The following is a 21,031-nucleotide window of genomic DNA, read 5'->3' on the forward strand; positions in this document are numbered from 1 at the left end:
GGGGGAATTCGAAATGGCAGACGACAATCCGATCCAGAAATCAGGCGAAGGCATTGCCGCCCAGGCAAAGGCCATATTGACCAGGCCGAAGCAGGAATGGCCGCGCATCGCGGGCCGCGATACCGGGTGGAAACAGGCGTTCATCACTTATGCGCTGCCGCTCGCCGCAATTGGGCCGATCTGCAACCTGATTGGCGGGCAGATCTTCGGCTATGGCGGTTATGGCATATATTACAGCCCGGCATTGATGGCGGCGATCACGACCGCCATTTCCACCTACGTCCTGAATATCTGCGCCCTGTTCATCGTGGCGTTCCTGGCCAATTTCATCAGCCAGAAATTCGGCGGCAAGGATGATTGGAACCGCGCCTTCAAGCTGGTGACATACAGCATGACTGCCGCGTGGCTGGCGGCGATCTTCGGCCTGGTGCCCTTCCTTTCGATCCTGACGATCCTGGGGTTATGGAGCATATACCTGTTCTATACCGGCGCCACCCCGATGATGGGCGTGCCGCATGACAGGGCCGGAGGATACACGCTCGTCACCATTCTGGCGGCAATTGCAGTGAACATCATCTTCGCTGCACTGGCAGGCGTGTTTGTCGCCAGCGGCTTTATCGCAGGCGGCACCATGATGGGCCATGGATATATGGCCCATGGCTATTGAGGGCGCCGTGACGGCCTTTTGAGCACATTTATTCGGCCCTGCCCTTGTGACGGCAGGGCCGAAAGCAAAATCAGCCGGGAAAATCCTTCCGCGAAGCAAGAGCCATGATCTCGGCCGGGCCGAGAAGATGATCGCCCGCTTTCTGGATCACCAGTCCGGCGCGCTCTTCTTCGGGCAAACGGCTCACCAAGGCGACCATTTCGGCCAGCGTGCCGCTATGCAGTGCCTTGAAGCCATCCAGCACGCCGCGCCCGTCGCCTTTTTCGTGAACGGTCGCGTGATCGTCCCACTCGATGCCTTCCGGATTGCCGCCCTCGCCCCTGAACGTGCTGGGATGGTCGGTCATGCGAAAACTCCCTTTTATCTGTAACGCTCTGCGGCGCTGATCATATCAGACCAGCTTGCCTTCCTGCAGCCTCACAATCCGATCCATGCGGCTGGCAAGACGTTCATTATGCGTGGCCACCAGGGCGGCACTGCCCTGCCCGCGCACCAGTTCGAGGAATTGGGCGAGAACCTTGTCGCTCGTCTTTTCATCGAGATTGCCTGTCGGCTCATCCGCAAGCACGAGTTGCGGGCGATTGGCCAGGGCCCGGGCAACGGCGACACGTTGCTGCTCCCCGCCGGAAAGGCGGCTTGGCCGGTGTTCCCGGCGTTGCGAAAGGCCCAGCGCATCGAGCAGTTCCGCTGCCCGCGCATCGGCATCCTTGCGTTTCACCCCGGCCACGAGCTGAGGCAAAACCACATTTTCCAACGCGGTAAAATCCGGCAGCAAGTGATGGAACTGATAAACGAAGCCCAGGTGATCGCGCCGCAATTGCGTGCGATCTCCGGAAGGCAGCGTGGTTGCATCGGTGCCGGCAATCTCGATCCTGCCGCCAAATCCGCCTTCAAGCAGGCCGACTGCCTGCAACATGGTCGACTTGCCGGAGCCGGACTGGCCCAGAAGCGCAACGATCTCCCCCGGCATGATGGTGAGATCGACGCCCCGCAGCACATCGATCCGCACTTCGCCCTGTTCGAAACTGCGGGTCAGGCCGGTCAACCGGACAACGGGTTCACTCATAGCGAAGCACCTCCACCGGATCCGTGCTGGCCGCGCGATAGGCGGGGTAAAGCGTGGCAAGGAAGCTGAGCCCCATCGCGACCGCGCTGATCGCCAGAACTTCCATCGGATCGGTGCGTGCGGGCAGTTCAGTCAGGAAACGGATCTGGGGGTCCCAGAGGTTCTGCCCCGTAACCAGTTCCAGTCCGCGAATAATGGGCTGGCGGAAGAACAGCACCAGAAAACCGAGCGCGAGCCCTGCCAGGGTTCCGATGGCGCCGACGACCGAACCTGTCGTCACGAATATCTTCAGCAGGCTTTTCCTTGTCGCCCCCATCGTGCGCAAAATGGCGATATCGCGCGTCTTTGACCGGACCAGCATCACCAGCGAGGACAGGATGTTGAAAGCCGCGACCAGCACGATGATCGACAGGGCGAAGAACATCGCCACACGTTCGACCTCCAATGCTTCGAACAGTGAACGGTTGATGGTTTTCCAGTCCGTCACCACGGCGCGTCCGGCCAGTTTTTCAGTGATCGGCCCCATGATTTCACCGACCCGGTCCGCATCTTCCGTCTTCACTTCGATCATGCCGATGGAATCCCCGATCAGCAGCAATGTCTGCGCATCGGGGATCGGCATGACGATGAAGGTCTGATCATAATCATATACGCCGATTTCGAAGATGGCAGTGATCGTATAACCGATCTGCCGTGGCACTGTGCCGAAGGGGGTGGACCGGCCCTGCGGATTGATAACGGTGATCACATCGCCCACCCGCGCGCCGAGATCGGCGGCCAGGCGCGAGCCGATGGCAACATTGCCCGAATCGGGTTGCAGCGTGGCCAGATCGCCGACGATGATATCGGGGGACAGCCGGCCGATATCTTCCGGCGTATTGCCGCGCACGATAACGCCTTCTGCCCGCCCGTTGAAAGTGGCCAGCAATGGCTGTTCGATCAGGGGGGAAGCGCGGACCACGCCTTCTGTTTCCCGCACTTCGGCCAGGACATTTTCCCAGTCGTCCAGCCGGCCGCCATATGCCTGGATGATCGCGTGGCCATTAAGCCCCACTATCCGGTCAAGCAGTTCCGCGCGAAAGCCGTTCATCACGCTCATCACGATCACCAGCATGGCGACCGAGAGCATGACCACGCCGATACTGATCGAAGCGACAAGGGCGATCACCGCCTCCCCGCGCCCGGGCAGCATGTAGCGTTTGGCAATTGTCCATTCGAAGGGAGATAGGATCAAAGCAAAATTCGCCAAATCTAGAGGTTGCGCGGGTTTAGGTAGCGCAAGCTTGACCTGCAATGAAAAAGGCCGGGACGACGCGGTTCAAGCCGCAGCCATTGCGCCGCCCATCCGCCCGCCACCTATCCGCCGCGCAAGAGCTGCACGCCCCAATCCCGCTCGAACAGATAGAGCAGAACGCGCGCGGCCTCGCCGCGGCTGCTGGCCAGGACGCCGTCGCGTTCCACCAGCAACCGGGCATCGCTATGGGCGATGGGCAACAGCCGCTCTATCTGGTCCAGATCCGCGATATGGAAGGGCGTGTCGCCTGACTGGCGTGTACCCAGCAGCTCGCCCCCGCCACGCAGCTTCAGATCCTCTTCCGCCAGGCGGAACCCATCCTGCGTTTCGCGCATCAGGGCAAGGCGCTGCCTGCCGACCTCGCTCAGCATTTCACCGCGCAGCAACAGGCAGGTGCTTTTCTGCGATCCCCTTCCCACGCGCCCGCGCAACTGGTGCAATTGAGCAAGGCCGAACCGTTCGGCCTGTTCAATCACCATCAGCGTGGCATTGGGCACGTCCACCCCGACTTCGATCACGGTTGTCGCGACCAGCAATTGCGCATCGCCATTGGCGAAGCGTTCCATGGCCGCGTCCTTCAGTTCCGGCCGCAATTGTCCGTGAACGAGCACCACCCCATCGCCGAAACGCTCCTTCAGAGTGGCATAGCGGGCCTCGGCAGCGGCAAGATCCTCGCCCTCGTTCTCCCGCACCATCGGGCACACCCAATAGGCCTGCGCCCCGCTTTCCAGATGGCGGGAAATAGCGGCCACGATATCCTCGATCCGCTCTGCCGAGATAACCCGCGTATCGATCGGCTGGCGACCGGGAGGCATCTCGTCGAGCCGGCTGACATCCATCTCGCCATATTGCGCCAGGGTCAGCGTGCGCGGGATGGGTGTGGCCGTCATGGCCAGAGTGTGCGGCGTCTTCTTCCCCTTCCGGGCCAGTTGCAGCCGCTGCGAAACGCCGAAGCGGTGCTGTTCGTCGATCACGACAAGGCCCAGATTGCGGTAATTTACCGCATCCTGGAAAATCGCATGGGTGCCGACCACGATCTGGATGCTGCCATCCAGCAGCCCCATCAGGATGCTCTCGCGCGCCTTGCCCTTGTCCCGCCCCGTCAGCAGGGCAATGTGCACGCCGGTGGGCGCGGCCAGCTTGCGCAGGGTTTCATAATGCTGCCGGGCGAGGATTTCCGTCGGCGCCAGCATTGCAGCCTGCGCACCGGCTTCCACCGCGATCAGCATCGCCTCCAGCGCGACCACCGTCTTTCCGGCGCCGACATCGCCCTGCAGCAGGCGCAACATGGGGGCTTCCTGCGCCAGATCGCTCTCGATCTCGCGATTGGACCTTTCCTGCGCCCCGGTCAGGGGGAATGGCAATTCCAGCCTGGTGCGCAGATGCCCGTCGCCGGAGAGCGGCTGCCCCCGCCGCTTGCGGTTCGCCTCCTTCACCAGCAGCAGGGCCAGCGAATTGGCCAGCATTTCGTCATAGGCCAGCCGGTCCCGGGCGGCGCTGTGTTCCCCGCGATGGGCCAGGACCATCGCTTCGCGCCAGCCCGCCCAGTCATGATCGGACAGCACGCCCGGTTCGATCCATTCCGGTAGATCGGGGCAACGGTCGAGCGCCTGGTGGGCCAACCCGGCCACGCGTGGCTGGGTCAATCCCTCCGCCAGCGGATAGACCGGCTCCACCAGATTGCCCATCGCCCCCGAACTGTCTTCCGATACATGGTCGGGATGGACGATCTGCAGCATGTCGCCATATCGGTCCAGCTTGCCTGCAACCCAGCGTTTCGATCCTACTGGAAGCTGTTTTTTGGCGGAGTAGGAGGCGCGCCCGAAATAAGTCAGCGCCACCACATTGCCGGCTTCGTCCTGAGCCAGAACACGATAGGGCGCCCGGTTCGATCCCCCGCCGCGATGTTCGGTGACGGTGAGCGCGATGACGATCTGTTCACCCACGCTTGCCTCGTCCAGGTCGGTAACCGCGCGGCGCTGAACGAAACGATCCGGCAGGTGATAGGCAACGTCCTTCACCTTCACGAGCCCGAGCTTTTCCAGCGGCTTCTTCAGCTTCGGGCCGACGCCGTCCAGGCTTTCGGTCTCGGCGAATAGCGGGTTGAGCAATTCGGGGCGCATCGCAGCGGCATAGCGGCCGGCGCGCGCAGATGATAGGCGGGCTGAATGACCGAATCCCCATCTCTTTCCGCCCGGATCGCCCGGGCCAGATTTCGCGCCTGGCATCGCGGCACGCGGGAAGCCGATTTCATGATCGGCGGCTTTTTTGACCGTTATCACGGCGACTGGAACGAAGCGGAACTCGACTGGTTCGAAGATCTGCTGGAAGAAGATGACGTGGATGTCATGGCCTGGGCCCTGAAGACCCAGCCCGCGCCGGACCGTTTCCACGGCCCCCTGCTCCTGGCCCTGCAAAAGCTGGATTACGTCACCATATAGCTTGCGCTTCGCGGACCCATCCCCCTAGGGCTTTCGCGAATGCACAAAGGCCCGCCGGCGCCCCCACTTCTTCGCGTCGGCGGGTTTTTGCGCGTGCCCGATGCGCAGGAAAGCCAAGCCAGAGAATGCCCGACCTTAGCCGTATCCTGAAAGCCGACCGTCCGCTCACCCTGTCTTCCGTGGCGCGCGGGGCCCAGCCATTGCTGATGGCCGATCTGGCCCGCGCGGCAAAAACACGGGCAGTCTTCGTCGCGCCGGATGAACAGGCGATGCGGGCCATTACCGATGCAGCCCGCTGGTTCGCGCCGGAAATCACGGTGATCGAATTCCCGGCCTGGGATTGCCTGCCCTACGATCGCGCCAGCCCGGCGCTGACCGTCAGCGCGCGCCGCCTTTCGGCGCTGTATCAATTGCAGCGCGGCAAAGCCGGCGACCAATTGCTTGTCACCACCGTAAACGCCTTGCTGCAACGCGTGCTGACACCATTCCGGATCCGGGAATCCGTTCGCGAACTGAAACCCGGCACACGGATCGGGCATGAAAGCCTGGCCGCCATCCTGCAGAAACAGGGATACAGCCGCACCGATACAGTGGTGGATAGCGGCGAATTCGCCGTGCGCGGATCCATTTTCGATATTTACCCGTCGGGGCTGGAACAGGGGCTGCGGCTCGACTTCTTCGATGACGAGCTGGAATCGCTGCGCCTGTTCGATCCTTCCACCCAGCGCACGACGGGCACGGTGGATTCCCACCTGCTGCTCCCCGCCAGCGAGGCATTGCTGGACGAGGAAAGCATCAAGTGGTTCCGCAGCCGCTATCGCGGACAATTCGGCGCAACCGCCACCGGGGATCCGCTTTACCAGGCGGTAAGCGAAGGGCGCCGGCTGGCAGGCATGGAACATTGGCTGCCCCTGTTCGAGGACAGGCTTTCCACCCTGTTCGATCATCTGGCCGCCGACGACCTGATCGTGGTCGATTCCGCGGGGCTGAGCGCGGGGGAAGAACGCTTCAAGGATATTGCCGATTATCACCGCCAGCGCCGTGAAACCGCCGGGCAGGCTGCGGGCAGCTATCGCCCGCTGAATACCGATGCGCTCTATCTGACGCGCGAGGAATTCGACGCTGCGCTGGAGAAGCATTGCGCGCACCGGTCGGTGATCTTCGCCGAACCGGAAAGCGATCGCACGGTTGATTTCGGCTTCAGATCCGCCCGCGATTTCGCGCCTGAACGGTCCCGGGGCGATAATGTCTATGAAGCGGCGGCCAGGCATTTCCGCGACATCGGAAAGGCCGGCAAGCGGCCGCTCTTTGCCGCCTATTCGGTTGGCGCCCGCGCCCGTATCGCCTCTATCCTCAGCGAAGCGGGGACCGAACCCAAGCTGGCCGATAATTGGCAGGAAGCGCTTGGCATGTCGGCCAGGGGAACGCCCGTGGCCATGGTGCTGCCGCTGGATACAGGCTTCGCCAATGACGAGATGGAACTCGTCACCGAACAGGATCTGCTCGGTGATCGCCTTGTCCGCCGCCGCAAGCGCAAGAAGGATTCCGACGCTTTCCTGGCCGAACTCAGCGCCCTCAATCGCGGCGATCTGGTGGTTCACCTGGATCACGGCATCGGCAAATATCTGGGGCTTGAACCGATTTCCGTCGGCAAGAGCCAGCATGATTGCGTCATGCTGGAATATGCCGGGGGCGATAAGCTCTACATCCCGGTCGAAAATATCGACGTGCTCAGCCGGTTTGGCTCCTCTGATGAAGGGGCGATGCTGGACCGGCTCGGCGGCGAGGCATGGCAGAAACGCCGGGCAAGGCTGAAAGAGCGCATTCAGGCGATCGCCGGCGAGTTGATGAAGACCGCCGCCGAACGCGCCTTGCGCAAGGCGCCGGTGATCGAGCCGGAGGAATCGAGCTGGAACCAGTTCGTCGAAGGCTTCCCGTGGGAAGAGACGGAGGATCAGGAAGGCGCGATCGAGGACGTGCTGAAGGACCTGTCCGAAGGCAAGCCGATGGATCGGCTGGTCTGCGGCGATGTCGGCTTCGGCAAGACCGAAGTCGCCCTGCGTGCCGCTTTCGTTGCCGCCATGGCCGGACAACAGGTGGCCGTGGTCGCGCCCACCACATTGCTCGCCCGTCAGCATTTCCAGGGTTTTTCAGAACGTTTCGCCGGTTTCCCGCTCAGGATCGGTCGGCTTTCCCGCCTCGTGCCGGCAAAGGAGATGAAGGAAACCCGCGATGCGCTGGCCGACGGCACGATGGATATCGTGGTCGGCACCCATGCCATCCTTTCCAAGACGACGAAGTTCAAACGGCTTGGTCTCGTGATCGTGGACGAGGAACAGCGTTTCGGCGTCAATCACAAGGAGAAGCTCAAGCAATTGCGCGCCGATGTGCATATGCTGACGCTGACCGCCACACCAATTCCGCGCACGCTGCAAATGGCGATGACCGGGCTGCGCGAACTCTCCACCATCCAGACCCCGCCAGTCGATCGCCTGGCCGTGCGTACCTATGTGATGGAATGGGACGACATGGTCATGCGCGAGGCCTTGCTGCGCGAACATCATCGTGGCGGGCAAAGCTTCATCGTCGTGCCGCGTATTTCCGATATGGAACCGCTGACGGACTGGCTGCATGAAAATGTGCCGGAAGTGAAATTCGTGACGGCCCATGGCCAGATGGGCGCGGGCGAAGTGGAAGAGCGGATGAGCGCCTTCTACGAAAAGAAATATGACGTCCTGCTATCGACCACGATCGTCGAAAGCGGGCTCGACATTCCCAGCGCGAACACGATCATCATCCACCGGGCGGACCGTTTCGGCCTGGCCCAGCTCTATCAGCTGCGCGGGCGCGTCGGCCGCTCGAAATTGCGGGCCTATGCCTATCTGACGACTCCGGCCGACACGGCGTTGAGCGAAGTCGCGGAAAAACGCCTGAAGGTTCTGGGCGATCTCGACAGTCTCGGTGCCGGGTTCCAGCTGGCCAGCCACGATCTCGATATACGCGGCGCCGGCAATTTGCTGGGCGACGAACAATCCGGCCATATCCGCGAAGTCGGCTTCGAACTTTACCAGTCCATGCTGGAAGAGGCGATCCTGGCCGCCAAGGCAGGCGATGCCGGGCTTGAACGTGACAGCACCGGCCTGAGCCCGCAGATCACCGTCGATGCCCCGATCATGATCCCGGAGGACTATGTTCCGGATCTCGCCGTCCGCATGGCGCTGTATCGCCGCCTGAACGATGCAAGGGACAAGGGCGAGATCGAAGCCATGGCGGCGGAAATGATCGACCGTTTCGGCCCCCTCCCCGCGCCCACCGCCAATCTGGTTCGCCTGATAGAAATCAAGCATCAGGCCATCATCGCCAATATCGCCAAGATCGATGTCGGTGCGCGCGGCACGCTCGTCAGTTTCCACGAAGACAGCTTCCCGGAACCTGCCGGCCTCATCGCTTATGTCGAAAGGCTGGAAGGCACGGCGAAACTGCGGCCGGACATGAAGCTGGTTATCAACCGTGCCTGGGGCGATCCGCAAAGCCGCCTGAACGGCCTGTTCCAGCTGACCAAGGGGCTGAGCGGGATAGTCCGGCGCGCAAAGAAGAAGAAAGCAGCCTAGCTGCGGGCGACGAGCGCGGCAAAATCAGCAGCGCTGAGCGGGGTGGAACCGAGGAAGCCCTGCCACACGCTGCAACCTTCGCGCGCCACCACTTCGCGCTGGGCTTCGCTTTCCACGCCTTCGGCAATGACCTGCAGGTCGAGCGCGCTGGCCATGGCAAGGATACCCCGGAAAACCGCCAGATCGCGCGGCTGATCGGCAATGCCGTCCACCATGCTGCGATCAAGCTTCAGATATTGCAGCGGCAGTGATTTGAGATAGCGGAAATTACTGAAACCCGCGCCAAAATCATCAAGGGCAATGCGGACGCCCCGATCCACAAGTGTCTGCAACCGTTCCGCCGATCGGTCGAGTTCGGTCACCAGCAATTGTTCCGTGATTTCCAGGGTAAGCTGTTCCGGCGGAAAGCCGGTCTGGTGAAGCAGCAAACCTGTCGCAGTGGCAAAATTGCCCGTACCCAGATCCGCCGCTGTGACGTTCAGCGACAGCCGCAAATGGTCAGGCCAACTCGCCGCTGCGGTCAGGGCCGCCCCAGCGATATGATAAGATAATTGGCCGACATGATCGGCCCGCTCGGCAATGGAGAACAGCGCCCCTGCCCCTATGCGCCCCAGTTCCGGATGCTGCCATCGCGCCAGGGCCTCTGCGCCTACGATCCGGCCGCTGGCGCAATCATATTGAGGCTGGAACAGGATCTCGATCTCGTCCCGGTCAATTGCGGCCAGCAAATCGGCTTCGAGCTGCGAGGTGGTGCGGCCCGAAATGCGCAGATCGCCATCGACCCAGACCAGTCGCTGCGCCTGATCGCGCTTCACGCTTTCCAGGGTCCTGCTGAGCCGGTCCAGCATGCGTTCCGGCTGTTCGTCGCTCATGGCGCGCAACAAGGCGGCTCGCGGCCACAGGCGCACCGTTCCACCCCCTGTCTGGCGGCTGCGGATCGGCACCATCAGGCTTTGCGACAATTCTTCCGCCAGCCAATGCCAGCGTTCACGGCTGCAATGCTTGTTCGCGGCCACCAGGAACATGCCTTCGCCCATGCAGGCCACCAGCCAGTCATCCACCATCTCGGTCTTGGCGAAGAACAGCAGGCGCGCCGCGACTTCCGCCAGAGCCTGATTGCCCACGGCTTCGCCAAATGCCCTGTTCACCGTCTCGAACCGTCGCAGGCCGAGCATCATCGCGTGGACGGCAGGCTTTTCGCCGGCCGCGATCGCCGCACTCTGCCAGCCCGCGATTTGCGCGCAGGCGGCATCGGCGCCGATCAGACCCGTCAGCCGATCGCGACCCTCGGCCTTATCATTCTCGTTCATGGACCGTGCCATGGCGGATTGGCTCGTCCATGTCTCGCGCCGCACAGCGTGCGTTGCAATTCGAGACGCTGCTTCATAGGACTAGGCCATGGAAGCGACGCCAGGTGCCCGAAGCGGCATAGAAAAATTGAACATGGCGCTGGTCGTCTCCTCCGCACCAGAGGCGGAGCAGGCTGCCGCCATGCTGCGCGAGGGCGAAACCTGGGTGCCGCTGGAAGATGCCGACCTTGTCGTCGTGCTCGGCGGAGACGGCACCATGCTGCGCGCACTGCACGCGATGATCGATGCGCGGCGCCTGATTCCCGCCTATGGCCTCAATCTGGGCACGGTCGGCTTCCTGATGAATCGGTTCCAGAAGAATATCCGCGTGCGTGAACGCCTTGCGCGGGTGAAGCATATGGCCGTTTCCCCGCTGCGGATGGAAGCGACGACGCAGGCCGGCGAACAATTCAGCTATTACGCGATCAACGAAGTCTCCCTGCTGCGTGAAACGCGACAGACGGCGAAAATCGAAATTGGCGTCAATGACCGCGTCCGTATTGCCGAACTGGCAGGAGACGGCGTGCTGCTGTCCACCCCGGTCGGTTCCACCGCCTATAATTTTTCAGCCAACGGGCCGATTCTGCCGCTCGATTCGCAAATGCTGGCGCTCACCCCGATCAGCCCCTTCCGTCCGCGACGCTGGAAAGGCGCGATCCTGCCGGACCGCAGCCGCGTGACCTTCCGCGTGCTCGAACCCGAGAAGCGGCCGGTCTCCGCCGTGGCCGACATGAAGGAAGTCCGCGATATCGCCGAGGTGCGCCTTGAAATCGCACGGGAAATGCAGATGACCCTGCTGTTCGACCCCGGACATGCGCTGGATGAACGGATCGTGGCGGAACAATTCGCCCACTGATTTCCCTTCAATCGGCAAAGCTTTTCACAAGGATGCAGGACAGGGCTTGCAAAAGTTTCGGGCCGATCATATAGGCCCAGCCCTGCCCGGGAACACGGGTTTCTGGGCTGCTCCCCGATAGCTCAGCGGTAGAGTAGGTGACTGTTAATCACTTGGTCGTTGGTTCGAATCCAACTCGGGGAGCCACTTCTTTCCTGACATGGAAGAAGGCGCCACCGGGCCCCATGCGGGCCCGGCGTTCCTGATCATTCAGGCTTCACGAATCGGAAGGCGAATTTGTCGGTGCGGCCTGCCACGGCCGGATCGCGGACTGCCACGTCATGCGGATCATCGGGATTATGCAGAATGTCCGATTCTGCCTGCAATTCGAATCCCGCAGCCCTGACCTATTCCTTCACCGTTTCCGGATCGATTCGATGCAGGGTGGATGCTTCATCTATGCCCGTTCCCGGGGCGGAATGATCCTCGACGAAATAGATGCCGCCGGGCTTCAGCGCGTCGAACACTGATTCGTTCACCGCCGCGATGTTGCCATTGGCCATGTCGTGGTAATTTTCGGTGGTCCAGACCAGGTCGACCGGCTGATCGAGGGTGAAATCGGCAAAATCGACGACGACGACGGTGACATTGGGATATTGCCCGGCCAGCGCGTTGATCGCGTCGAGCCCGCCGGGCCGATCCGCGAAGAATTGCGGCACCATGGCATAGACACGGCCTTCGGGCCCGACAGCCCTGGCAAGGATCCTTGTGTAATATCCGCCGCCCGGCGCGATTTCCGCAATCACATCGCCAGGTTCGACGCCTGCGAATTCCACGATCTCGGCCGGCTTGCGATCCGGATCGCGGTTCCGATCTTCTTCCGGCCGCAAGGGATCCGCCACGGCATCGGCAATCGGGCTGCTCTCCGCTTCCTGCGCCGCGTCCACGGGTGCCTCATCAGCAGGACTGCCGCAAGCCGACAGGCCCAGGATCACAATCGCCGCAATTGCACTGCTTTTCATCTTGTCATCTCCCGTTGCTGCGAGGACGGGCAGAATTCAGCGGTGCCGCGCCTGAAGCCTATTCCGAAGCGGCCCGGCGATAACGCTGCGCCGCCTTGCTGGCCGATTCCTTGTTCTCTTCCTCGCAATCGCTTTCGACCAGATCCTCTATCCGGTCGGAAGCTTGTTTGAGCATGCCCTGAAGCGCGCGCTTTTCCGCTTCCTTGTTGCGCAATTCATGCCTGAGTTTCCGTTCCGCTTCTTCGTCCTGGGACATCCACCCTACTCTCAAAATCACCGTCAGGGCGGATGCTAACGCGGAATATGCATCTGGCAAGGGCGGCTTGAACACGCCTTGCAATGCCGTAATCTGCGGGCCGGATAGCAGAGAGGAAACGCCTATCTCCAGCAGTCCAGCGCATCCCGCCGCGGCCATTCCGGCCCGCCTCGACCGTCTGCCGTGGAGCCGGTTCCACTGGCTGGTCGTGGTCGCACTCGGGATTACCTGGATCCTTGACGGGCTGGAAGTCACGCTGGCCGGATCGGTCGCGGGCGCCTTGCGTGAAAGCCCGGTCCTGCAATTTTCCGCCTCCGATGTCGGATTTGCCAATTCGGCCTATCTGGTCGGCGCGGTCACGGGCGCGCTGTTCTTCGGCTGGCTGACCGACCGTTGGGGTCGAAAGCGGCTCTTTTCCATCACGCTGGGCCTGTATCTGCTCGCCACCGCAGGCACTGCATTCGCGTGGGATCTGCCTAGTTTCGTCATCATGCGGTTTCTGACGGGCGCAGGCATTGGCGGGGAATATTCCGCGATCAATTCAGCCATTCAGGAACTCATTCCCGCAAGACGGCGCGGCTGGACCGATCTGGTCATCAATGGAAGCTTCTGGATCGGCGCAGCGCTGGCCAGCGGGGCATCCATATTGCTGCTCGACCCCCGCATCGTGGATCCGGAATATGGCTGGCGTATTGCCTTCTTCGGCGGCGCTGCCATCGGCCTTGTCATATTATGGCTGCGACGTTTCCTGCCGGAAAGCCCGCGCTGGCTGGCCACGCATGGCCATGCCGAAGAGGCAGAGCGCGTGATCGAGGGGATTGAACACAGGGTGGAGGCGCAAGGCCATCACATTCCCGACACGCCGCCGGTGGAGGCGCATGTCCACGCCCGCAAATCCACCCCCATGGCCGAAGTGTTCCGCGCCCTTTTCAAAACCTATCCCCAGCGGACATTCTATTGCCTGGTGCTGATGGCCGCGCAGGCGTTCTTCTACAACGCGATCTTCTTCACCTATGCGATGATGCTGACCGATTTCTATTCCGTGCCCAGCGGCCGGGTCGGCTATTATATCCTGCCTTTCGCCGCCGGGAACGTTCTCGGCCCGTTGCTGCTGGGCCGGTTGTTTGACAGCTGGGGGCGGCGGCCCATGATCATCCTGACATATTCCGCTTCGGGGATTCTGCTGGCCGCCACGGGTTTGGCCTTCGAGGCAGGCCATCTGACCCCCACCACGCAGACATTATGCTGGAGCGTGACCTTCTTCTTCGCCTCCGCTGCGGCGAGTGCTGCCTATCTGACTGCGGCGGAAAATTTTCCGCTGGAAATGCGCGCGCTGGCCATCGCGATTTTTTATGCGCTGGGCACGCTGTTGGGCGCTGTGGCCCCGTGGGTTTTCAGCCTGCTGATCGAAAGCGGATCGCGCGGGCAAGTGCTGCTTGGCTATCTGTTCGGGGCCGCCCTGATGCTGGTGGCCGCATTGGTGACAATATTCTTCGGCGTGGCGGCGGAGCGGCGCCCCCTGGAAGAGGTCGCCCGCCCGCTCAGCTGGAAGGCGCCTCCGCTCGAGCCCGGTCGCTGATCCGCACGGCGGAAACCCCCGCCAGCAACGCCACCAGCGCAATCATCGCCGCGCCCAGATACCAAGGCGCATCGTGATGGATTTCGTAGATGAGGCCGAAGATCGGCGGCGCGATGATGCGCCCGATTGCATTGCTGGCCATCAGCAGGCCCATGGTTCCGCCCTGCCGTTCCGGCGGCGTGTTACGCGAAAGCAGCGCCCCTGCGGATGGAAATGCAAGACTGTGGCCGACCATCAACAGGCCCATCAGCAACACGCCCGCAACGGGCAGGCGGATAATCGGCTGCAGCAGCATTGAAATGGCGAGGACGGCAAGCCCGATCATGATGACCCGCGCTTCGCCATAACGATGCGCCAATGGCCCGATCAGCACCAATTGGGCGAACAGGCCGCCGCCACCAATGGCGATGAAGGCAAAGCCCAGTTCATGCGCGCTCCACCCGAAATTCTCTTCACTCCACAGGCCATAAATGGCTTCCATCGAAGCGAAGGCGGCAATTCCGAAAAAGGCGATCGTGAACAGGCGCACCAACAGGGGCTTGCTCCCGACAAAGCTGAACGCCTCGTGATAGCGCGGCATCGGGGCGCCCTTCCCCTTTGGCGGGATGGCATCGCGCAGCACGATCAGGCACCAGATTGACGCCAGGATCGAAAACGCGCCGGCAATGAAGATCGGCATACGGAAACTGGCCGCCACCGCTTCCTCACCCGCAAAGACCCCGCCTACCACCGGGCCCAGTGCCATGCCGAGGCTGAATGCCGCGCCGAAATAGCCCATGGTCTTGGCCCGCCGTTCTGGCGGGGAGACATCGGCGATGAAGCCCTGGCAAGTGCTGAGCGTGCCGGAGAAGAAACCGCTGATGATACGAATGCCGATGGCCGCCCACAGGGTCGGCGCATAAGCGAAGGCGAAATAGCTGAGGCCTGCGATGAAGGTGGTGGCGGCCAACACCTTGCGCCGCCCCCAGACATCCGATTGGCGGCCCCAGTGGATTTCGCCAAAGACATTGCCGAAGCTGTAAGCCGCGAACAACAGCCCGATTTCAAACGGGCCCGCGTTGAAGACCTGCCCGTAAAAGGGCAGCAGCGGCAGGATCAGGCTGAAGCCCGCGATGTTGATGAACACTGCGACAAGCAGCGGCGGCAGGCGTTTATCCATTGCTGATCGCCTGCTGAGCCGCGTTCCAGACAGGGCCTTCGCCCGCGCTGTAACGCGGCAAGTCCAGTTGCGTGATCTTCATGCCGGTTCCCTCGCTCCCCGGCACAACCATAACATCCGTTACGATATGAGCAATGCCCCCGGCCCGGCATATTGCCGTCCGGGGGCATGAATTACCTGCAAATGAGCGCGGTCAGGCGGCGCCGTGGCAATGTTTGTACTTGTTGCCGGAACCGCAGGGGCACGGTGCATTGCGGCTGACATTCTTGTCCGCATAGGGATTCTCGCGATTGGCGCCGCCCGGCCCGACTGCGGCCATGGGCGAACCTGCCAGCGCGCCAAACAGCGCTTCCTGCCCGCGCGAACCGTCCCCGTCATTCGAATCATCTTCACCCAGGAAGGGATCGATATGGCCAGTCAGGAAATCCGGCAGATCCGGCAGCTCACGCGGCGGAGGCGGCGGGGTGAGGCGCAGTTCCATCGTCATCAGCACGCGCGTCACATCCTCGCGGATGGCATCCAGCATGTTTTCGAACAGACCGAACGCTTCCTGCTTGTATTCGTTGATCGGCTGCTTCTGCGCATAGGCGCGCAGGAACACGACCTGGCGCAACGCGTCGAGCGTGGCGAGATGTTCCTTCCAGTGATGATCGAGCCGGTCGAGCAGGATGCCCTTTTCCACCTGTCGCCATACACTATCGTCGGCATCCGCCATCTTGGCACTGAGCTTTTCTTCGGAAAGTTCCTGCAGCCGTTCCTCGATCAGTTCGGGTTCGACCGTTTCTTCCTGCAGCCAGTCGTCAATCGGCGGCTGCAGGCCCAGCACTTCGCTGACCCGCTGCTTCAGGCCATCGACATTCCACTGTTCCGGATAGGATCCCGGGGGGCACGCTTCGGTCACGATAGCGTTGATGGCGTCGCGGCGCATATCGCCAACCACATCGTCCACCCGTTCGCTGTCCATGATCTCGGCGCGCTGTTCATAAACCACGCTGCGCTGGTCGTTCATCACATTGTCGTATTCGACGACCTGCTTGCGCGCTTCGTAATTGCGCGCTTCGACCTTCTTCTGCGCCGTCTCGATGGCCTTGGACAGCCATTTGGACCCGATTGCCTCACCATCGGCAAGGTTGGAATTCATCATCTTGGCGAACAGCGTATCGGGGCCGAAAATACGCAGCAGATCGTCTTCCAGGCAGAGATAGAAGCGCGACAGGCCGGGATCGCCCTGACGGCCCGACCGGCCGCGCAGCTGGTTATCGATCCGGCGGCTTTCATGTCGTTCGGTGCCCAGCACGAACAAGCCGCCGGCTTCCAGTACCTTCTGCCTTTCGGCTTCGACCTCTTCCTTCAGCCGGGCAATCGCGGCGTCGCGTTCAGGCCCTTCCTCCATGTCGCGGAGTTCGTCCTCGATACGGAAATCGACATTGCCGCCCAGCTGGATGTCGGTGCCGCGGCCAGCCATGTTGGTGGCGATGGTAACCGCGCCCAAGCGGCCCGCCTGCGCCACGATATGCGCTTCGCTTTCGTGCATGCGGGCGTTCAGCACATTGTGCTTCACCCCTTCCTTGTCCAGGAAGCTGCTGAGCAGTTCGGATTTCTCGATCGAAACCGTGCCGACCAGCACCGGCTGCCCGGTCTCGTTCTTTTCGCGGATCGCCTTGGCGATGGCTTTGAACTTGTCCTGCGTGTTCTTGTAGAACTCGTCTTCCTCGTCCACGCGCTGCACCGGCAGGTTGGTTGGGATTTCCACGACATTCAGCTTGTAAACGTCCCAGAATTCCGGCGCTTCGGTGGCGGCCGTGCCCGTCATGCCCGACAGTTTCGGATACATGCGGAAGAAATTCTGGAACGTGATCGAGGCCATGGTCTGGTTCTCGGGCTCGATCTTCACGCCCTCCTTGGCCTCAACTGCCTGGTGCAGGCCGTTGGACCAGCGGCGCCCTTCCATCATGCGGCCGGTGAATTCATCGATGATGACGACCTTGTTGTCCTTCACGATGTAATCAATATCGCGCTTGAACATCACGACCGCGCGCAGCGCCTGGTCCAGATGGTGGACCACCAGCGTGTTTTCGACGTCGTAGAGATTATCGGTTTCGAGCAGGCCCGCTTCGATCAGGCGCCGCTCTATTTCCTCGACGCCGTCTTCGGTCAGGGAAACGTTCTTCGATTTCTCGTCCGCTTCGTAATATTCCTCTTCCAGCCCCTTCACGACCTTGTCGATCGAGACATAGAGTTCGGACTTGTCCTCGGTCGGCCCGGAAATGATCAGCGGGGTACGCGCTTCGTCGATCAGGATTGAATCGACCTCGTCCACGATCGCGTAATTGAACGGGCGGTGCACCTGCTGGCTGCGCTCGTGCTTCATGTTGTCGCGCAGATAATCGAAGCCGAATTCGTTATTCGTGCCGTAAGTGATATCGGCAGCATAGGCGGCGCGGCGTTGCTGTTCCGGCAGATTGGGAACGATCACGCCCACGGTCAGGCCCAGGAAGCCATGCAGGCGGCCCATCCATTCCGCGTCGCGGCGGGCCAGATAATCGTTCACGGTGACAACGTGAACGCCCTTGCCTTCGATCGCGTTGAGATAGGTGGCGAGCGTTGCCACCAGGGTCTTGCCCTCACCCGTGCGCATTTCGGCGATTTCGCCGCGATGGAGCACGATGCCGCCGATCATCTGCACATCGAAATGGCGCATTCCCAGCACACGTTTCGACGCTTCGCGAACAGTGGCAAAGGCCTCTGGCAGAATATCGTCCAGCGTCTTGCCTTCGGCCAGCTGGTCGCGGAACTTCTGCGTCTGGGCGGCGAGCTGTTCGTCAGTCAGCGCCTCCAGTTCGGGTTCCAGCGCGTTGATCCGGTCAACGGTTTTCTGGAGAGATTTTACGTAACGGTCATTGGCGGAACCGAAAATAGACTTGGCGAGCGCGCCGAACATGGGCGTATCCTGTCTGTAATATGGCGGAAATATAACGGAAATGGCCGCGCGCGCTGGCGCAGGCCGGAAACGGGTGCAAACCTGGCTGGAGCCGCGCGATCTATTCGTGCGCGCGGTCAACCTGCAGCATCAGCGGCGGAACCATGATAACAGGCTTCGGCCGGGGGCAGATCCGGGGCGGATCGGCCTGCTGCACGCCCCATGCCGCGGAAAATATGACAGCATGGCTTTGCATCGCGCAATCGCGATCCTGCTGCTGGGTCAACCCCACATTTTCCACATCGACGATGCGCGCCTGAGCCGGTTCCGCGAGCGCGGCAAGGCCGGTAAGCATGGCAAAGACGGTGAGCAGCTGACGTAGCATTACTTGCGAAGATAGGTGTTCGAAGCTGTCAGGTCCAGCATTCAAGCGCGTTTACGCACCGAAAGGCCGGGTCTAAAGGCCCTTGCATGGACCTTGAACGCTCACCGCTCGCCCTGCCCTTCCCCGAAATCCCCGCCATCGCCGGGGTCACGCCGCGCATTGCCCGGGCGCGTTACAAGCAATGGGATCGCTGCGACCTGACCTATATCGAGCTTGCGGAAGGAACCTCCGTCGCGGGTGTTTTCACGAAAAATGTCTGCTGTTCCAGTGAAGTAGAGCTGGGCCGAGAACAGGTTAAGTCCGGCCATGCGCGGGCGCTGGTGGTCAATGCGGGCAATTCCAACGCCTTTACCGGATATCGCGGGCGCGAGGCGGTGGAACAGATCATGGACCAGGTCGCCGCCCATCTGAACTGCGACAGGACAGAGGTTTTCGTATCCTCAACCGGCGTGATCGGGGTTCCCCTGCCCAAGGACAAGGCGCGGGACGGCGTCGCTGCCGTGCTGACTGCCGAGCCTTGCAGCTGGGAAGAAGCGGCCGCGACAATCGGCACGACTGACACATTCGAAAAGGGTGCGGTTGCGCAGGCGATTATTGGCGACAAGCGCGTCACCTTCGGCGGCATCGTAAAAGGCAGCGGGATGATCGCGCCCGACATGGCGACCATGCTCGGCTATATCTTCACCGATGCCGCGGTGGAGCCTGCTTTCCTGCAGCAATGCCTGTCCGCCGCGAATCTGCAGACTTTTTCCTGCATCACCGTCGATTCCGACACTTCCACTAGCGATACGGTGCTGGCTTTCGCCACGGGCAAGGCCGGGAACACTCCGATCGCTTCTTTCGACGATCCGGGCGCGGATGCCGTTGCGGCGGCGATCAGGGATGTCTGCCGCCAGCTCGCCCATCTCGTGGTAAGGGATGGCGAAGGCGCGCAGAAATTCATCGAGGTGCAGGTCAGCGGCGCAGTGTCTGACGAAAGCGCTCGCAAGGTGGGCCTTGCCATCGCCAATTCCCCCCTCGTGAAGACAGCGATTGCCGGGGGCGACGCCAATTGGGGCCGCGTGGTGATGGCGGTGGGCAAGGCCGGGGAACCTGCGGACCGTGACAAGCTTTCTATCGGCTTCGGCGGAACCTGGGCCGCCCGCGAAGGCCTGCCGCTGCCCGATTATGATGAAACGCCAGTGGCGGAACACATCAAGGGCCGCGAAATCACCATACAGGTGGATCTGGGCCTGGGGGATGGCCACGCCGCCGTGTGGACCTGCGACCTCACCCACGGATATATCTCGATCAATGCGGATTATCGCTCGTGAGCCTGCTGGACCGCGAAATTCTGGCGTTGATGCGCGAGGTAGCGGACAAGGTCATCCTGCCCCGTTTCCGGAACCTCGCCCATGGAGAGATCGAGGACAAGGGCGGCAACGATCCCGTGACCGTGGCCGACCGCGAAGCCGAAGCGCTGCTGCGCGAAGGGCTCGCCAGGCTGAACGACAATATCGGCTTTGTCGGTGAAGAAGCGGCCCATGCCGATTCGTCCATTCTGGACCGGCTGGCTGGCCCTTGCTGGATCGTGGACCCGCTGGACGGCACCCGCAATTTCGCGGGCGGCAAACCACCTTTCGGGATCATGATTGCCATGGCCGATGGCGGAGAAGCCCAATCAGGATGGATCTATGACTGCCTGAGCGGACGCTTCTGCGCTGCCCATAAGGGCGAAGGAGCCTTCGTCGATGGTGAAAGAATCACCGCGAGGGAAACCAGCGAAACACCGCCGCTCGCCGCGATATCGCTCCTCTTCATGGACGATAGCCAGCGGGAACGCATGAAGGATGGGATCGCCCCGCATTACCAGCTGGTCGACATTCCCTATTGCGCGGCGGAGCAATATCCGCGGCTGGCGCTGGGCGTGAACGACGTATCGATTTTTGAAAGAACGCTCGCCTGGGACCATGCCGCGGGCGTGCTGTGGCTGAACGAAGCCGGCGGCAAGGCCGCGCGATTTGACGGTTCCGCCTATCGCGTGGACGAGGTGGGCCGCACGGGACTGATAGGCGCGGCCTCACCTCGACGCTGGGACGAGCTGGCGGCACGACTGGCCGCCCTGCCCGCCTGAACTGTCAGAGTACGCTTTCGATCCAGCCCTTCAGCTGGCTCTTCGGGGCGGCGCCGAGCTTCTGCGCAACGACTTCGCCATTCTTGTACAGAACCATCATCGGGATCGACTGCACGCCAATCTGGCCCGGCACTTCCGGGTTTTCCATGATGTCCATCTTGGCGATAGTGACCTGATCGGCCAGTTCCTCGCTGATTTCTTCCAGCGCCGGGGCGATCATCTTGCAGGGGCCGCACCAATCCGCCCAGAAATCGACCAGCACGGGCTTCTCGGAATCGAGGACATCCTGCTGGAAGCTGGCATCGGTAACGTTCTTGGTGGCCATAATTCTTGC

Annotated in this window: 18 protein-coding genes and 1 tRNA gene; 9 read left to right on the forward strand and 10 right to left on the reverse strand. The window is 61.9% G+C overall.

Annotated elements, in window-relative coordinates; translation table 11 throughout:
* Positions 1-13 precede the first annotated feature (13 nt).
* A complete protein-coding gene (locus WYH_RS03380) occupies positions 14-667 on the forward strand; it encodes a Yip1 family protein (protein ID WP_053833375.1) in 654 nt (217 codons plus the stop codon).
* Between the two features lie 70 nt (positions 668-737).
* Here the strand turns inward: WYH_RS03380 and WYH_RS03385 are convergent, their stop codons facing one another.
* The 4 genes from WYH_RS03385 to recG all read right to left on the reverse strand — a co-directional run bounded on the left by WYH_RS03385 (position 738) and on the right by recG (position 5,150).
* Complete coding sequence (locus tag WYH_RS03385) at positions 738-1,013, reverse strand: hypothetical protein (protein ID WP_046902717.1); 276 nt, start codon at positions 1,011-1,013, stop codon at positions 738-740.
* Between the two features lie 45 nt (positions 1,014-1,058).
* The gene (locus WYH_RS03390; RefSeq protein WP_046902718.1) at positions 1,059-1,733 is read right to left on the reverse strand and encodes an ABC transporter ATP-binding protein; all 675 of its coding nucleotides are present in this window, start codon (positions 1,731-1,733) and stop codon (positions 1,059-1,061) included.
* On the reverse strand, positions 1,726-2,967 hold the full coding sequence (locus WYH_RS03395) for a lipoprotein-releasing ABC transporter permease subunit (RefSeq protein ID WP_046904766.1): 1,242 nt from the start codon (positions 2,965-2,967) through the stop codon (positions 1,726-1,728). Before WYH_RS03395 ends, WYH_RS03390 begins: the two co-directional genes overlap by 8 nt.
* A gap of 122 nt (positions 2,968-3,089) precedes the next feature.
* Complete coding sequence (recG, locus tag WYH_RS03400) at positions 3,090-5,150, reverse strand: ATP-dependent DNA helicase RecG (protein ID WP_046902719.1); 2,061 nt, start codon at positions 5,148-5,150, stop codon at positions 3,090-3,092.
* Positions 5,151-5,195: 45 nt separating this feature from the next.
* Between recG and WYH_RS03405 the strand changes: the two genes are divergently transcribed.
* Both WYH_RS03405 and mfd read left to right on the forward strand, forming a co-directional pair.
* Positions 5,196-5,468 carry an FAD assembly factor SdhE gene (locus WYH_RS03405; protein WP_046902720.1) on the forward strand — a complete coding sequence of 91 codons (273 nt, stop codon included), beginning with the start codon at positions 5,196-5,198 and terminating at the stop codon, positions 5,466-5,468.
* A gap of 125 nt (positions 5,469-5,593) precedes the next feature.
* Complete coding sequence (gene mfd / locus WYH_RS03410) at positions 5,594-9,079, forward strand: transcription-repair coupling factor (protein WP_046902721.1); 3,486 nt, start codon at positions 5,594-5,596, stop codon at positions 9,077-9,079.
* On the opposite strand, the gene WYH_RS03415 is transcribed toward mfd, so the two are convergent.
* Positions 9,076-10,389, reverse strand: a complete 1,314-nt coding sequence (locus WYH_RS03415; protein ID WP_235979822.1) for a GGDEF domain-containing phosphodiesterase — start codon at positions 10,387-10,389, stop codon at positions 9,076-9,078. The two genes, mfd and WYH_RS03415, sit on opposite strands and share 4 nt — an antisense overlap.
* A gap of 133 nt (positions 10,390-10,522) precedes the next feature.
* Here WYH_RS03415 and WYH_RS03420 point away from each other — a divergent pair, with 133 nt between their 5' ends.
* Both WYH_RS03420 and WYH_RS03425 read left to right on the forward strand, forming a co-directional pair.
* Positions 10,523-11,284 carry an NAD kinase gene (locus tag WYH_RS03420; RefSeq protein ID WP_046904767.1) on the forward strand — a complete coding sequence of 254 codons (762 nt, stop codon included), beginning with the start codon at positions 10,523-10,525 and terminating at the stop codon, positions 11,282-11,284.
* Between the two features lie 111 nt (positions 11,285-11,395).
* Positions 11,396-11,470: transfer RNA gene (locus WYH_RS03425), tRNA-Asn, on the forward strand.
* A 200-nt stretch (positions 11,471-11,670) separates the two neighbouring features.
* Here WYH_RS03425 and WYH_RS16955 read toward each other — a convergent pair.
* Complete coding sequence (locus tag WYH_RS16955; RefSeq protein ID WP_169780655.1) at positions 11,671-12,285, reverse strand: class I SAM-dependent methyltransferase; 615 nt, start codon at positions 12,283-12,285, stop codon at positions 11,671-11,673.
* 58 nt (positions 12,286-12,343) lie between these two features.
* Positions 12,344-12,541: a hypothetical protein gene (locus tag WYH_RS03435; RefSeq protein ID WP_046902723.1), complete on the reverse strand. Its 198-nt coding sequence runs from the start codon at positions 12,539-12,541 to the stop codon at positions 12,344-12,346.
* Positions 12,542-12,608: 67 nt separating this feature from the next.
* On the opposite strand from WYH_RS03435, the gene WYH_RS03440 reads away from it, so the two are divergent.
* Positions 12,609-14,120, forward strand: coding sequence for an MFS transporter (locus tag WYH_RS03440; protein ID WP_221232137.1), 1,512 nt, complete (start codon positions 12,609-12,611; stop codon positions 14,118-14,120).
* On the opposite strand, the gene WYH_RS03445 is transcribed toward WYH_RS03440, so the two are convergent.
* Positions 14,083-15,279 carry an MFS transporter gene (locus WYH_RS03445; RefSeq protein ID WP_046902724.1) on the reverse strand — a complete coding sequence of 399 codons (1,197 nt, stop codon included), beginning with the start codon at positions 15,277-15,279 and terminating at the stop codon, positions 14,083-14,085. The genes WYH_RS03440 and WYH_RS03445 overlap by 38 nt on opposite strands.
* A 193-nt stretch (positions 15,280-15,472) precedes the next feature.
* Positions 15,473-18,220 carry a preprotein translocase subunit SecA gene (gene secA, locus WYH_RS03450; protein WP_046902725.1) on the reverse strand — a complete coding sequence of 916 codons (2,748 nt, stop codon included), beginning with the start codon at positions 18,218-18,220 and terminating at the stop codon, positions 15,473-15,475.
* A 40-nt stretch (positions 18,221-18,260) separates the two neighbouring features.
* Here secA and WYH_RS16960 point away from each other — a divergent pair, with 40 nt between their 5' ends.
* The 3 genes from WYH_RS16960 to WYH_RS03465 all read left to right on the forward strand — a co-directional run bounded on the left by WYH_RS16960 (position 18,261) and on the right by WYH_RS03465 (position 20,697).
* Positions 18,261-18,581 (forward strand): hypothetical protein, encoded by a 321-nt coding sequence (locus WYH_RS16960; RefSeq protein ID WP_053833376.1) that lies wholly within the window; start codon positions 18,261-18,263, stop codon positions 18,579-18,581.
* Between the two features lie 89 nt (positions 18,582-18,670).
* Positions 18,671-19,897 (forward strand): bifunctional glutamate N-acetyltransferase/amino-acid acetyltransferase ArgJ, encoded by a 1,227-nt coding sequence (gene argJ / locus WYH_RS03460; protein ID WP_046902727.1) that lies wholly within the window; start codon positions 18,671-18,673, stop codon positions 19,895-19,897.
* Positions 19,898-19,926: 29 nt separating this feature from the next.
* Entirely contained in the window at positions 19,927-20,697 is a 771-nt protein-coding gene (locus WYH_RS03465) for an inositol monophosphatase family protein (RefSeq protein ID WP_046904769.1), read from the forward strand.
* A 4-nt stretch (positions 20,698-20,701) separates the two neighbouring features.
* On the opposite strand, the gene trxA is transcribed toward WYH_RS03465, so the two are convergent.
* A complete protein-coding gene (trxA, locus tag WYH_RS03470) occupies positions 20,702-21,022 on the reverse strand; it encodes a thioredoxin (RefSeq protein WP_046902728.1) in 321 nt (106 codons plus the stop codon).
* Between the last annotated feature and the right edge of the window lie 9 nt (positions 21,023-21,031).

It is taken from the genome of Croceibacterium atlanticum (genome assembly GCF_001008165.2).
Lineage (GTDB): Bacteria > Pseudomonadota > Alphaproteobacteria > Sphingomonadales > Sphingomonadaceae > Croceibacterium_C > Croceibacterium_C atlanticum.

What these genes read in the sequence shown, in the direction of transcription:
- WYH_RS03380 (WP_053833375.1), top strand. Translation starts at nt 14, where the DNA reads ATGGCAGACGACAATCCGATCCAGAAATCAGGCGAAGGCATTGCCGCC.
- WYH_RS03385 (WP_046902717.1), bottom strand. Translation starts at nt 1,013, where the DNA reads ATGACCGACCATCCCAGCACGTTCAGGGGCGAGGGCGGCAATCCGGAA.
- WYH_RS03390 (WP_046902718.1), bottom strand. Translation starts at nt 1,733, where the DNA reads ATGAGTGAACCCGTTGTCCGGTTGACCGGCCTGACCCGCAGTTTCGAA.
- recG (WP_046902719.1), bottom strand. Translation starts at nt 5,150, where the DNA reads ATGCGCCCCGAATTGCTCAACCCGCTATTCGCCGAGACCGAAAGCCTG.
- WYH_RS03405 (WP_046902720.1), top strand. Translation starts at nt 5,196, where the DNA reads ATGACCGAATCCCCATCTCTTTCCGCCCGGATCGCCCGGGCCAGATTT.
- mfd (WP_046902721.1), top strand. Translation starts at nt 5,594, where the DNA reads ATGCCCGACCTTAGCCGTATCCTGAAAGCCGACCGTCCGCTCACCCTG.
- WYH_RS03415 (WP_235979822.1), bottom strand. Translation starts at nt 10,389, where the DNA reads ATGAACGAGAATGATAAGGCCGAGGGTCGCGATCGGCTGACGGGTCTG.
- WYH_RS03420 (WP_046904767.1), top strand. Translation starts at nt 10,523, where the DNA reads ATGGCGCTGGTCGTCTCCTCCGCACCAGAGGCGGAGCAGGCTGCCGCC.
- WYH_RS16955 (WP_169780655.1), bottom strand. Translation starts at nt 12,285, where the DNA reads ATGAAAAGCAGTGCAATTGCGGCGATTGTGATCCTGGGCCTGTCGGCT.
- WYH_RS03435 (WP_046902723.1), bottom strand. Translation starts at nt 12,541, where the DNA reads ATGTCCCAGGACGAAGAAGCGGAACGGAAACTCAGGCATGAATTGCGC.
- WYH_RS03445 (WP_046902724.1), bottom strand. Translation starts at nt 15,279, where the DNA reads ATGGATAAACGCCTGCCGCCGCTGCTTGTCGCAGTGTTCATCAACATC.
- secA (WP_046902725.1), bottom strand. Translation starts at nt 18,220, where the DNA reads ATGTTCGGCGCGCTCGCCAAGTCTATTTTCGGTTCCGCCAATGACCGT.
- WYH_RS16960 (WP_053833376.1), top strand. Translation starts at nt 18,261, where the DNA reads ATGGCCGCGCGCGCTGGCGCAGGCCGGAAACGGGTGCAAACCTGGCTG.
- argJ (WP_046902727.1), top strand. Translation starts at nt 18,671, where the DNA reads ATGGACCTTGAACGCTCACCGCTCGCCCTGCCCTTCCCCGAAATCCCC.
- WYH_RS03465 (WP_046904769.1), top strand. Translation starts at nt 19,927, where the DNA reads ATGCGCGAGGTAGCGGACAAGGTCATCCTGCCCCGTTTCCGGAACCTC.
- trxA (WP_046902728.1), bottom strand. Translation starts at nt 21,022, where the DNA reads ATGGCCACCAAGAACGTTACCGATGCCAGCTTCCAGCAGGATGTCCTC.